The sequence below is a fragment of the Paucibacter sp. XJ19-41 genome, from assembly GCF_028462495.1.
Classification (GTDB): domain Bacteria; phylum Pseudomonadota; class Gammaproteobacteria; order Burkholderiales; family Burkholderiaceae_C; genus Roseateles_E.
Genome location: NZ_JAQOWX010000003.1, coordinates 1 through 12,799, shown reverse-complemented (window position 1 = coordinate 12,799; position 12,799 = coordinate 1). Strand labels below are relative to the sequence as shown.

Sequence of the window (12,799 nt, the reverse complement as noted above, 5' to 3'; positions counted from 1 at the left end):
CTAGAACTGCTGGACAAGGGTGGCGATCACGGCGCTCTCGCGGTAAGGCTGCTGCGTGCTCTCGAAACGGCTGTGGCGCAGGCCCAATTGCCAACTCAGCCGAGCCCCGAAGCGCCCATTCCAGTTGGCTGTCAATGACTTCAGGTCGGTGCCCTGGCTGCGTTGATCACCCAGACTTTGCTGCTGGGAAAAGACCAGCGACGCCGAGTCGGTGGGTGTCAGTTGGTGGGCCAGGCTCAGCGAGAGACCACGCTGCTGCACGAGCGCCGACTGAGACAAGTCGTCAACAGCTGGGCCCTGCACATCGATACGGCGGCTTTTACTCTGCGTCAGCATGGCGGTCACACTGGTTCGCAGGCCTTGCCATGAGAACGAAAAAGACCGGCTGCGCAACAAGGTCGGAGCGGCGCTGAGAAAGCCGGAGTTGATCAATGAACCAGGAGGCAGCCCCAAACGGACGAGCAAGGCGCGGACAAAAACATCGCGCTCCCTCGGATCGGGCACCAGGCCCGCATACTGAAGGAAGTACAGGTCGTAGTTGGTCATCGCCCCGGCATTGCCTTGCGGGCCACCGGTATTGACCGATTGCGAGTCTGACAATCGCCAGACAGTACGCGCCATGCGATGCTCCAAGCTCAGCGTATGAGAGTCTCCATAGCTGTGTCGCATCCAATCGGCCAGCAGCTTGGTGCGAGGTGTCGGTGTCCAGTTTGCGTTAGCACCGTAGGTCGTACTGCTCTCCCGAGACAATGTCGTGTAATCATTGCGCTCGCGCCCCGCCGTCAGACCGACATTCCACTCAATATCGGGCGTGATCAACAAGGTAGCGGTGGTCGAAAGCTGCTGAACATCACGACTGCCACGGGCTTGGGTGCGCTGGTCGCTCAGCGATGCAACCCAGTTCAACAGCTTCGTTCCACCCAGTCCATTCAAACGCATCGCCACGCTGCGACCGCTCACATCACCGGCGACGGAGTCCTTCGCGCGAGACTCGGTCAGATTGGTGCGCAGGTCGTATCCGACCAGACCAGCCAACTGCCCCTTGACATAAGGCGAAACCGCGAGACTCGCGACTTCGGACTGATTGCCGTTGGCCAGAGAAGGATCGGCCGCCTGCTGACCGAAAGCCGAGATCGCCTGCTGCGACACGGAAGCCTGCATATCGACAAACAACCAGTCCTCTACCGCCTCGGCGGTCAGCTTGGCCGCCAAGGCATTCTGTAACTGACTTGCTTCCGAACTCTTGGTGTACGTGAGGCTGTTCAGTGCGTAGTCCAGCGACCCCTTGATGCGACCCGTATTCCGAACAAGACTGATGCCCGGTGCAATGTTCGTGATCAGCGCCGCATCTTTGCCTTGGCTCGTCAGGCGCAAATTATCGGTCAGCGTTTGCGTCAGGCTCAGCCGCGGCTGAATCAATAGCGCCGGCGCGCCTCCTGATTCTTGCGCCCAGGCATTGAGCGTCGGAACAAGCAGCAGCACGGCTACCGGGCATCGCATCAGGGCAGCGCTATCAATGCGACGCCAGACTGGGTTTCGCTCAAGCCTTCTGGATTGCATTGTCATGCCCGTAGCCATAGCCATACCCGTAGCCATAACCATAGCCATAGCTACCTGCCGCATTTGCCCGCGCCTGGTTGAGCAACAGCATCTTGACCGGGCAGGACTCGATCGTCGCAACGGCCTGCTGAACTGCGCTTTGCGGTGTCTTGTCAGCATGGACCACAACGACGATTTGCCCCATATGAGAGGCCAGCACGCGCGACTCGGTGGTCAACAACAAGGGTGGCGAGTCAAAGATGATGATCCGATCAGGATACCTATTGGCCATGTCTTCGAGCAGATGACTCATGGCATCGCTGGCGAGCAGTTCAGTTGCACGTGCATGCGGCGTACCGCTGGGCAGTATCGTCAGTTTGTCGACATTGGTGCGCAGCAAGACACTGGCCATGTCCACCTGATCCTCCAGCACATCCAGCAGACCCGGCCCTTGTGGAAGACCCAGCATGCGCAGGACAGACGGACGAGCCACATCGGCATCGACCAGCATCACCGTGTTGTCCATCTCCGCCGCAATACTCATCGCCAAATTCAGCGACGTGAAGCTCTTGCCCTCACCGGCAAGGGCACTGGTCACCATGATCAGATTGGCATGATTGAGGGTTGCTGCCCCTTTACCCATCGCGTTCTTGATCAATGGCCTTTTGATGACACGGTACTGATCGGCAATATGTGTACGCGGCGCGTTGGGCGTCAGCAATCCTTGCGCCGCCAAGGCATGCAGATCCAGTTCCACCTTCTTGGATTGAGGCTGTGCCACTGGCTCCTCAATCACCTCGCGAACTGGTGCGTCGCGAAGCGGCAATGCAGCAGATACCGGCTCGCTTCCCTTGTTGAGCGTATCGCCAGGCAAAACCACGCCGGCATTGCGCAGTTGCTCAAGACGCTGCGCCGCCTGTTCGATGAGACTACTCATTCAACCCGCCTGTCTGCTGATCAGCAGCGCCATCACCACCAAACCGAGGGCAAAAACCCCGACCAAACCACCCGATGCGGCGCCGAAGCGAAGCAGGTCGACGCGCTCCTTGCGGCGTTCAACCTCGGTTGCCAGGCGCGACACCACGCCCAGCACCGGCAACTCGGTGCGCAACCGGAGCTGATTGCCATCGTGAAAAACCGGACGCAGCTGGCTGGCGGCGAAGGCGGTGAACAAGCCGGCGGCAAGGGCAACAGCCAATGCCCCCCCCAACAACAGCAAACGGTTCGGAGCCACCGGCTTGGACGAGGCCCGAGGCGGGTCGATCAGACGAAAGTCTGCAACGCCGGACGCCACATCGAGTTCACCTGACATCGTCGCCGACTCACGCCGCGCCACCAGATCTTCGTAGTTTTTCTTGTGAATCGCGTAGTCTCGATTCAACTGGGCCGCCTCAGCCTCCAGTTGTGGCGCTGTCTTCAATGCAGCCAGGGCCTGGCCGTAACGGCTCGAGTATTCGGCGACACGAGCTCGCAGGGAGGCCACCTGGACCTCGGTGGTAGCCAGCATGCGACTGAGTTCCTGTTGAACCAAAGTCGATCCTGCGCCCAGTCCTGGTGGCGCTGCCATCGCAGCCTTGCGCAAACTTGCCACTTCGAGCTTCTTCTGCTCCTCAAGATCGGCGATCAGCTTGCGCGTGCTGATGATGTCGGGGTGCTGATCGGTGTAGCGCTGCAACAAGGCATCCAGATTGCGGCGCTGCATCTCGAGGCGCGAGTCGATCTCGGGTGTAGCCACACTCAAGGCGGATTCCTGCAACAGGCTCTGGGTGGTGGTATTTGAACTGCGCGAACGCTCACCGTCCATTTGCTGCTTGGTCGCATCGCGGGCATTCTCGGCCTCGCGCAACTCCAGCTTGGCGCGTTCAAGCTGAGCGCTCATCTCGGTCAGGCGTGAGGCCGAATCGCGGCCATCGCTGGACATGGTCTGCAGGTTGCGCAAGCGAAATTCCTTCAGACGCCCTTCGGCCTCTTCGAGCTTGGCCTCGTAGTTCTTGATCTGCTCGTTGATGAAGGTCGCGGCGGTGGCTGTGTCCTTGCGGCTGGCGCCGAGGCTGGACTCGACGAAGATGGACACCAGGGACTGAACCACCCGCTTGGCCGTCTCAGGATCCTCGTCGCGATAAGAGAGGGTGTAGAGGTTGTCCCGGGCCGTGCTGCCGATCGACAGCGACTTGGTCACGGCCTCGATCGTGGCTTCCTGCTGGGCTTTGGATTGATTCTTCAGGTCGAGATCGGCCATGCGAACCAGCTTCTCGACATTCGGCCGGCTGATCAAGGTGCGACTGAGCATCACGACCTGCTGCTCAACATTGGGCTGCACGGCCAGACCCGACATCAGCGGTTTCAGAATCGACTGAGTATCCACATAGATGCGGGCGCTGGCCTGATAGCGATCCGGCATCATGAACACGACCGTCGCACACACGGCCCCGGTCACCCAGGCCACCAGGACGCCGGGCCAGCGGTACTTCCACATGCTGCGTGCAATGGAAAGAATCTGGGCTATCAATAAATCCATCTAGATTCGCCTGCAGACAAGCAAGGCACGCTGGCAATAGACAAGAAACCCCTGAACTCAGGTCGCCAGGGGGCTCGAAACCCGGTCTGGATTCAGAACAGGCTTTGCGGAATGATCAGGATGTCACCGGGCCGCATTTCCACATTGGCCGACACCTCGCCACGCTTGATCAGATCGGTCAAGCGAACCGAGTACTGCTTGTTGCCCTCGGATGAACGCAAAATCGTCGCTTGATTGCCGGCGGCAAAGTCGGTCAAGCCACCGACCGCGATCATCACGTCCAGCAGGGTCATCTTTTGCTTGTAGGGCAGGAATTGCGGCTTCGCGGCCTCGCCGAGCACGCGGATCTGTTCGCTGAAGGGGCCGACAAAGCCTGTCACGATCACCGTCACGACCGGATCACGCACATAGCGGCCGAGTTGCTTTTCGATATCGCGGGCGATTTCCACAGAATTCTTGCCCTGGGCCACCATTTCATCGACCAGCGGCGTCGAGATCTTGCCATCGGGGCGCACAGGCACCGACATTGACAATTCGGGGTTGCGCCAGACAATGATATTGAGATTGTCACCGGCACCGACGATGTAGCTGTAGTCCTGGGTCGCAGCAGAAACAGGCGCTGCCGGGTACTTGGAGCTGTTGCTGGCACAACCGGCAAACAGGCCAGCGGCCGCCACCAGCAAAGCCAGACCGAGTCCGCGCGAAGTGGAAGCAATGCGAGTATTCAAGGCAAGTCCTCTCAAAAATCAGTTGGTCTTGTGTGGACCCGTACAGCATCCAAGGGCATGACATGTTCGGACTGAATACCGATGCCTGCGAGGCCCCAGCGCAATGGATCATGCCACAGCAGTAGGGCAAACAAACCTGGGAATACGGACCAAGCCGCCATGGCAGATGCCCACTAGTTGACACCCTTGGCACCTGCCTCACCGAGCACCCGGTTCACAGGCCGCGATTGCACCTCAGCCCCAGCGACAAGGCTATCCCCCGAGTAGGGGCGTGCACCGCCCGACTGCCCGCCACAGGGCCAAAACGGGCCACGCGCCGCAAGCGACTCGGCTTACTTGCTGCGCCCTCGCAACACCGGTCGGATAAAGCTCAGCAGCAATTGCTGCAGCGGATTTGCGTTGCCCAGGGGGCGCCAGGCAAAGCTCAGCTTCTGGCGATACCCATCAAACTGCAGCGACCAGGGTGCCGCACGCAGAGCGCCGCGCCCCAGCAAGACCTTCAGCACCGAAGTTCCCATCATGCCGGCACACAGATCGCAGGCCATCATGGTGGACGGCCCGCGCTTCTCGACGAAATTAACCGCCTCGGGCACCACCAAATAGGAGCGCTGCAGCATGGCAGGCGACAGTCCGGCGATGAATCGCGCGTATTGCTCCTGTTTGGTATGCCCCTCAAGCCGAAAGTAGTTTTCGAAACTCAGCCCTCCCGGCTTGAAATACAGCAAAGAAACACCCATGCCCAGCGGTGCCGCCGTCAGCGCAGGGATCTTGCGCTCGTGACACAACTGGAACAGGCTGCGCCGTGCCTCGATGGCAAAAACATCGATGCCATCCACATAGACGTCAACATCGGCTAGGAATTCGCCAATATTCTCGGCAGTGACGCCGGCTGGATACACCCGCACATCGGCCTCGGGATTGATGTCCTTGGCCATTTCGGCGAGCACTTGCGCCTTGGGACGCCCCAAAGTCGACATCGTGGCGCCAACTTGGCGATTGAAATTGTGGACCTCGAAATCATCGAAGTCGGCAATATTGAACTTGCTCAGCCCCAAACGCGCCAAGGTCAGCAGATGAGCCCCGCCAACCCCACCAAGGCCGGCTATCGCCACCCGCGCCTGACGCAATCGCGCCTGCTCCGCGACGGAGACCCAGCCGATATTTCGCGAAAAGGCGCGCTCATAATCAAATGTCAATGTCGGCTCCAAGTGCACCTCTCTTCTTTCTTCCGACCTTCAGTGGCGCGGCAGCCTCATCATCGGCAGTTCGCCAGCACCTGTAAATCCAAACACGACTGCGGCAGACCCAAGCCCGCCTTGAGCAGCTTTTCTGGGGGGTCTTTGTATACCATGAGCAACCTTTTCTGAAGCACCCGCATCATGCCGACTCGAGAGCAAGTTCTGCAGATTCTGGACCTCGCCCGTTGGGCACCCAGCGGCGACAACACCCAGCCCTGGCGCTTCGAGATCATCTCGCCCGAGCATGTCGTTGTGCATGGTTTCGATACGCGAGAGCACTGCGTCTATGACCTTGACGGGCATCCAAGCCAGATTTCGCTGGGCGCCCTGCTTGAAACCGCCGCGATCGCCGCGAGCGCCCATGGCCTGGGCCTGGAGATCAGCAGGCGGACCGGGCTGCCGGAATCGACGCCGACTTTCGATCTGCGCTTGCACGTCGACCCAAGCGTGAGGCGGGACGCACTGATCGAGCAGATCGAACGCCGCAGCGTGCAGCGCCGACCACTGAGCACCCGCGCGCTGAGCAAGGCCGAGAAACAGCAGTTGCAGGACTGCCTGCCTGCCGGCTATCAGATTCATTGGCTGGAGGGCTTTGCCAGCCGGCTGCAGACCGCCCTGCTGATGTTCCGCTCGGCCCGGCTGCGCCTGACCACGCCCGAAGCCTACCGGGTGCATTGCGACATCATCGACTGGGATTGCCAGTTCAGCGCTACCAAAGTACCCGACCAAGCACTGGGCGTCGACGCAGCCACCACCCGCTTGATGCGCTTCGTGATGAAGAGTTGGGATCGTGTGCAGTTTTTCAATCGTTTTCTCGCGGGCACTTGGGCACCTCGGCTGCAAATGGACTTTCTACCCAGCTTGCGATGCGCCGCGCACTACGCGCTCCATACAGCACGTCCCCCGCAGAGCATTGACGACTATGTGCAGGCCGGTCGAGCCATGCAGCGCCTATGGCTGAAACTGACGGAACTGGGTCTGCTTATGCAGCCCGAGATCACACCCCTCGTGTTTGCTCGCTATTCAAGCCAAGGCCGCTCGTTCTCCGCAATCACCGGCACTGCCGGGGCCGCCGGCCGCGTCAGGACACAGTTGCATCAGTTGCTGGGTGAGGACGTTGCCAATCGAACCGTCTATATGGGTCGTGTTGGTGCAGGCGATCCGGCGCAATCACGATCAGTACGCAGACCGCTGGACGAATTGCTGATCACCAACCACCCGAAGGCACGCTGAAGCTAGGCAGTCGGCAGCAGCATGTCCCGCAGGTCGGCGTCTTCCGCAATTTTCGGCCGGGCACAGTCGATGCTAATCTCATTGATGCCCGATTGCTGCGCTGCTCGCTTTTTCAAAACCCTGAACCAATTGGTGCCCACATGGCCGCTCCTCACCATCCCCTGATCGCCGCAGTTGTCGGCACGATGCTTCTTCTTGGCGGCTGCAGCGAGCCTACCGCGCAGGAGCAACTAAGCATCGCGCGAACCAGTCTGGAGAAGAAAAATCTCCAGGCGGCCATCATCGAACTCAAGTTGGCACTGCAGAAACAGCCCGATCTGGCCGAAGCCCGATTCCTGCTCGGTAAAGCTTTGCTTGATACGGGGGACGCCAATTCGGCGTCCTTCGAATTACGCAAAGCACTCGATCAGGGCTACCCAAAGGAAACAGTCATTCCCGCACTGGCAAAGGCCATGCTTCTTAGTCAGCAGGCCCCCAAGCTCCTGGCCGATTTCGCCATCGAGCGCCTCGATGATGCCAAAGCCTTGGCCGAGTTGAAGACCACGATCGCCTCTGCACACGCACTCTTGGGCGAGACCGAAAAGGCACAAGCTGCCACCGAAGCTGCCCTGCTGGCCACACCGGACTTCCCGCCTGCGCTGATACTGCAGGCTGGCTTGGCGTCTAGCAAAGGGGCGCATGATCAAGCGCTCGCACTGATCGAACTCGCCATCGCCACCGACCCCAAGAACGTCCAGGCCTGGATGCAGAAAGGCGACATCCTGCGCAGCCGGGGTGACTTTGCTGGTGCAGCGCAGGCAATGACTCAAGCCCTGAGCCTGGACCCGGCCTCCTTGCCTGCACGGGCTGGGCTGTTCAGCATTGCCATGCAACAGCGCGATGTGAAGACTGCAACTCAGCATGCGACCGAACTCCGGGCCAAGCACCCGGGACACCCGCAAACCCTGATGGCCGAAGCCCAGTTGGCACTGACCCAGAAGCAACTCGAGTCGGCAAGGGACAAGATTGCCCAAGTACTCAAAGTCATGCCCGACAACCCGCAAGCACTCCAGTTGGCCGGCATTATTCAGTTCAACAGCGGTGCGCTGCTGGAGTCCGAGCGCTCGCTCAGCAAAGCCCTGTCCCTACAGCCAGACCTGCGCATTGCGCGCAAACAACTGGCGCAGACACAGATCCGCATGGGGCAGCCAGACAAGGCACTGAGCACGCTGCAGCCATTGATTGTCCGCGGTGATGCTGGCGCCGATATCTATGCACTGGCCGGCGAGGCCTATGTGCTAAGTGGTACACCTGAGCAAGCCAGCAAGAGTTTTGCTGAAGCGGTCAAACTGGACCCCGAAAATCCCAACAACAAGACCATGCTGGCGCTGGCCAGGCAAGGCAGCGTTGGCATCAACGCGACCATTACGGAACTGCGCCGGATCGCGACCGCTGACAAGGGGACATACGCAGATCTCACACTGATCACGCTCTTGTTGCGTGAGGGCCAGTTCGATACTGCGCTCAAGGCAATCGACCGACTGCAAGCAAAGCAAGAGCCGGGCAGTGCCGTAGCAGACAATCTGCGGGGCCGGGTAAATCTGGCTCGCAACGATGTTGCGGCAGCCCGCAGCAGCTTCGAGAAAGCCCTGAGCCTGGATCCGGTTTACCTGCCTGCCGTGACAAGCCTGGCTACGCTGGATCTGCAGGCAAACAAGCCAGCCGATGCAAAAAAACGCTTCGATGCGATGCTTGCCGCCGACCCGCAGAATCTGGCGGCCCTGCTGGGCCAGACCAAGATCCGCATTCTCGAAAAAGCCCCCGCATCCGAGATCACCAGCATGCTTGGTGCAGCAATCAAGCTCAATCCGCAAGCGGCCGAGCCGAGACTGCTGCTGGTCGAACTTCAACTCCAAAACAAGGAACACAAGGGTGCGCTCGAGACGGCACAGAGTGCGATCACCGCCCTGCCCGGCAACGCCGATCTGTTAGACGCTCTGGGCCGCGCTCAACAAGCTGCCGGCGAAAAACTCCAAGCCCTTGCCAGCTTCAAGAAGCTGGCCGGCCTTGAGCCGCGCTCGACGCGCGCCTTGGTTCGCACTGCCGGCGTCCACCTGGCAGCGAAGGATTCGGCTGCGGCCGAGCAGAGCTTGCGTCAAGCGCTGGAGATGTATCCCAATTACTTGCCTGTACAGCGCATGCTGATCACAGTGGCGCTGACCGACAAGAGACCTCAGGATGCTTTGAGGGTTGCCAAGACGGTGCAACAGCAGCGCCCCAAGGAAGTTGTCGGCTACGAAATGGAGGCGACCATTGAGGCGTCTCGCAACAACACGGAGGCAATGATCGCAAGCTACCGCCGCGCATTGCAGCAGATTCCCCGTACCGACATCGCGACCCGACTTCACGCCGCACAGATGACCGCAGGCCAGACTAAGGATGCCGACGAGACGGCGGCCCGCTGGCTCGCCAACTCTCCGCAGGACATCGCCTTCATGGCCTATCTGGGCGACCTCGCAATGACTCGCGGGGAGTACGAAAAGGCTGAGAAGCAGTTTCGCCAAGTGCTGAGCCGGCAAGCCAACAATACTGCCGCCCTGAACAATGTCGCATGGACCATGGCCCAACAGAAAAAGCCGGGCGCCGCCGAGTTTGCCGAACGCGCACTGAAGCTCGCGCCTGACACCCCTGGCCTGATGGATACGCTGGCCACAGCCTTGGCTGCAGAAGGTCGAGTCGAGCGCGCTCTTGAACTGCAGCGAAAGGCCTTGAGCCTTGCGCCCGAGCAACAAGTGCTGCGTCTCAACTTGGCCAAGCTGCTGCTGCAAGCAGGCAACAAACCGGCAGCGATGGCCGAACTCAAAACCCTCGAGAAGCTGGGGGACAAGTTCCCCGCACATACCGAGGTCGACCGATTGCTGAAGACGATCTGAGCGCATTCGCCAGGCCGTGCTGAGTCAGCCTCAAGCCGAATTTGTCGGTTTTCTTTACAAACCCAGTCGCAGCGTCAGCGCGCACATGAAATTTTCAGTTTTTCATGTTTCAAATCAACGACTTAATAGATCTGGCACGGCTTGTGCTTTATTTGCTCCAGCGACCGAGGCGATATCCGTCTCCGCTTCTTAAAGGACCGAAGACCATGATCAAACTAGCAAAACTGAGCACGCTCGCTGCGGTGTCGGCCGCTTGTGCTGCGCTGTTCGGCGCCACGTCGGCACACGCTTATGTCTATGGCGTTTCTCATCTGAAGGTTCAGGATTTGGCCATCGCCGTGCTCGATGGCAACACCGGCAACCCGACCTCGACGGCACAGGGCTACACCTTCAATCAAGCCAACACTGCGGTCATCAACAGTGCTGGCGGTGCATTTACCAGCGCAGCCTGTAATGGCAACGCCGCCCTTGGCACCACGAACTGCGGCGCTGGCCCGGTGCTGGATGCAGGCGTGGCGATCGCCGGCGGCTCGACTGTGGGCCGGGGTCAGAACGACTTCAGCTTTGTTGGCACCAACCAACTCCAGACCTACAGCCATTCGGACTCCCTGATCAACTCGGCACAGCTGGTTGGCGGCGTCCCGACCAATCTGGAGCAAATTGCCGAATCGCTGCTGAATACCAATGGTTCGGCACAGGCCAATGTCGAGCAGCAATCCAACACCACGCTGCAGACCACCATCGTGGTCGGTGGCGGCAGCGTTGGCTCTGTCCTGGACCTGAGCTTCCTGGCTGACGTTGATCAGCGTAGCCAGATCGATGGCAGCGCAGGCGCCTACCTGTCCCAGACCAATTCCAATGTCACCTTTACGCTGACACGCTCGGGTGATGACGGCGGCGGTTCTGTCAGCTGGAGCCCGCAGGGCACGGCAGGCAACAACTGCGATGTGTCTGGATTGCTGGCTGGCGTGACCTGCATTGAGACTGCTGATGGTTCCGACCTGAACTTCAACACCTCGACCAGCAACAACCCCAGCGCGCATGACAACAGCTTTGACGTCGGTGATGTGTTTGCCAGCTTCGGCATCCGCATCTTCGGCCTTGGTGCCGGCACCTACACGCTGGCGCTGAACGCTGTGTCCTCGACTTCGATCGTTCGTGAAGTTCCGGAGCCTGACGCCCTGGCCCTGCTGGGCGTCGCCTTGGCTGGTCTGGCACTGACCACCCGTCGTCGCAAGCAAGCCTAAAGCGCGAGCCTCTCGTGCTTGTTCGACAAAAGGCCCTTCGGGGCCTTTTTCCTTGTTTTGGAAGCCCTCAGCCTTGCGGCCTGCCGGCTCAACCTATGTACTCAGCCAGCAGGCGGGGAAAATTTCGGGTCGGATCAAAATTCGCAGCAAACTCATGCTGCAAGGCCTGAGCCCTGATTCGATAAGCAGCCTCGGGCCGCAAGAGCTCGGCAATGGACAGCCGGGCCCGCACAGGTGAAAATTCCCCGGCTCGCATCAGCAGACCGGCACCAGCACGCTGAACTGCAATCATATTCAGCACCTGATCCAGGTTTGAGCAGATTCCAAGCACCGGCTTGCCCATCTGGAGCGCCTGCGAAGCGGTCGGGTTGCCGCCATTGCAAATCACCAACTCGGCCGCTGCAGCCGCCAAGTTACCGGGCAGAAATGGCGCTGCATAGACATCGGGGGGGGCCGAGCCCAGCCCGCGGCGCCCAGCGGTAGCAACAAGACAGATCAAGCCCGCCTCACGGCAGGCCGTCACGATGGCGGGCAGCAGATCGACATTGCCGGTCGAGCCGAGTGTGATATAGACCCGCGGCGCTGTCTGGGCCAAAGCTTCATCCCACCAGTCCGGCAAAGCCATGCTCGGCGACCAAACGATCGGGCCGATGTAGTGATGCGAATCCGGTAGCGAATGCGTTGGTACCAAGCTGGGGGTATCTGAGTACAGCACCACATCACCATCGCAGTAATAGTCTCGAAGCGAGCGGACCGGTACCAGTCCGTAACGGGCTCTGACCTTGTTGATAGCCCGGCAGTGATAGCGGCTGGCCACTGGCCAGACAGCCGAGAAAACCCGATCCATCAGCGGAAAACCCAAAAACCTTGCGGCCGGCAAATCAGGTGCTCGAACCTGCTGATCGGCCGCATAGGGACTCCAGTACGCATTGCAGACGGCAAGTAGGGGGATGCCCAGTTGGCGTGCGGCAATCGTCATCGAAAGTCGGAAGTCGGACACCACCGCATCCGGCTGCAGCAGCTCCAGCGCCTGAATGTCCGCCTCGACATAGGCTTGCAATTCCATCTCTGTGTAGACCGGACTGCCGCTCGCCAAGCGCTGAAGAAACGTCTTCGGAGAAATACTCTCCAGCTGATACTGAGCCCACTCGCTACGGTTCTCGCAGATCGGGAACTGCCCGTTGCTTGCAAAGACGATGTCATAGGACTCGGCACCCAGCGACTCCGCCAAAATGCTGGGCCTCGCCACATGGGCCAAAGACACCGCTTCGGCAACAAAGAGTATTTTTTTTCTTGCCATGTCAAGACTCCATGCCATTGAATCGCCCCGGCTTCCGCGGAGGCCAGTTGGTTTAAGTCAGACGGTCGCGGCCTGACCAGCGCG

At 60.0% G+C, this 12,799-nt stretch carries 10 protein-coding genes; 3 read left to right on the top strand and 7 right to left on the bottom strand.

From position 1 onward, the window contains the following. From PO768_RS01430 to PO768_RS01410, 5 genes are all read right to left on the bottom strand, one after another. A complete protein-coding gene (locus PO768_RS01430) occupies positions 1 to 1,482 on the bottom strand; it encodes a TIGR03016 family PEP-CTERM system-associated outer membrane protein (protein ID WP_272644577.1) in 1,482 nt (493 codons plus the stop codon). A 58-nt stretch (positions 1,483 to 1,540) separates the two neighbouring features. Then, positions 1,541 to 2,476, bottom strand: a complete 936-nt coding sequence (locus PO768_RS01425) for an XrtA-associated tyrosine autokinase (protein WP_272644576.1) — start codon at positions 2,474 to 2,476, stop codon at positions 1,541 to 1,543. Further along, entirely contained in the window at positions 2,477 to 4,057 is a 1,581-nt protein-coding gene (locus PO768_RS01420) for an XrtA system polysaccharide chain length determinant (RefSeq protein ID WP_272644575.1), read from the bottom strand. It abuts the gene before it with no gap. A 92-nt stretch (positions 4,058 to 4,149) separates the two neighbouring features. Continuing rightward, on the bottom strand, positions 4,150 to 4,740 hold the full coding sequence (locus PO768_RS01415; protein ID WP_272644641.1) for an XrtA/PEP-CTERM system exopolysaccharide export protein: 591 nt from the start codon (positions 4,738 to 4,740) through the stop codon (positions 4,150 to 4,152). Positions 4,741 to 5,117: 377 nt separating this feature from the next. Then, on the bottom strand, positions 5,118 to 5,993 hold the full coding sequence (locus PO768_RS01410) for a ThiF family adenylyltransferase (protein ID WP_272644574.1): 876 nt from the start codon (positions 5,991 to 5,993) through the stop codon (positions 5,118 to 5,120). Between the two features lie 171 nt (positions 5,994 to 6,164). On the opposite strand from PO768_RS01410, the gene PO768_RS01405 reads away from it, so the two are divergent. Continuing rightward, positions 6,165 to 7,256, top strand: a complete 1,092-nt coding sequence (locus tag PO768_RS01405) for a nitroreductase family protein (protein WP_272644573.1) — start codon at positions 6,165 to 6,167, stop codon at positions 7,254 to 7,256. A 2-nt stretch (positions 7,257 to 7,258) separates the two neighbouring features. On the opposite strand, the gene PO768_RS01400 is transcribed toward PO768_RS01405, so the two are convergent. Next, positions 7,259 to 7,396, bottom strand: a complete 138-nt coding sequence (locus PO768_RS01400; protein ID WP_272644572.1) for a hypothetical protein — start codon at positions 7,394 to 7,396, stop codon at positions 7,259 to 7,261. On the opposite strand from PO768_RS01400, the gene prsT reads away from it, so the two are divergent. Further along, entirely contained in the window at positions 7,397 to 10,168 is a 2,772-nt protein-coding gene (gene prsT, locus PO768_RS01395; protein ID WP_272644571.1) for an XrtA/PEP-CTERM system TPR-repeat protein PrsT, read from the top strand. A 206-nt stretch (positions 10,169 to 10,374) separates the two neighbouring features. Beyond that, positions 10,375 to 11,415, top strand: a complete 1,041-nt coding sequence (locus tag PO768_RS01390; protein ID WP_272644570.1) for an EDSAP-1 family PEP-CTERM protein — start codon at positions 10,375 to 10,377, stop codon at positions 11,413 to 11,415. Between the two features lie 88 nt (positions 11,416 to 11,503). On the opposite strand, the gene PO768_RS01385 is transcribed toward PO768_RS01390, so the two are convergent. Next, positions 11,504 to 12,715 (bottom strand): glycosyltransferase, encoded by a 1,212-nt coding sequence (locus tag PO768_RS01385; RefSeq protein ID WP_272644569.1) that lies wholly within the window; start codon positions 12,713 to 12,715, stop codon positions 11,504 to 11,506. Between the last annotated feature and the right edge of the window lie 84 nt (positions 12,716 to 12,799).

Excerpts from the sequence above, each read along its gene's own strand:
- PO768_RS01425 (WP_272644576.1), bottom strand. The coding sequence starts at position 2,476 with ATGAGTAGTCTCATCGAACAGGCGGCGCAGCGTCTTGAGCAACTGCGC.
- PO768_RS01420 (WP_272644575.1), bottom strand. The coding sequence starts at position 4,057 with ATGGATTTATTGATAGCCCAGATTCTTTCCATTGCACGCAGCATGTGG.
- PO768_RS01405 (WP_272644573.1), top strand. The coding sequence starts at position 6,165 with ATGCCGACTCGAGAGCAAGTTCTGCAGATTCTGGACCTCGCCCGTTGG.
- prsT (WP_272644571.1), top strand. The coding sequence starts at position 7,397 with ATGGCCGCTCCTCACCATCCCCTGATCGCCGCAGTTGTCGGCACGATG.
- PO768_RS01390 (WP_272644570.1), top strand. The coding sequence starts at position 10,375 with ATGATCAAACTAGCAAAACTGAGCACGCTCGCTGCGGTGTCGGCCGCT.
- PO768_RS01385 (WP_272644569.1), bottom strand. The coding sequence starts at position 12,715 with ATGGCAAGAAAAAAAATACTCTTTGTTGCCGAAGCGGTGTCTTTGGCC.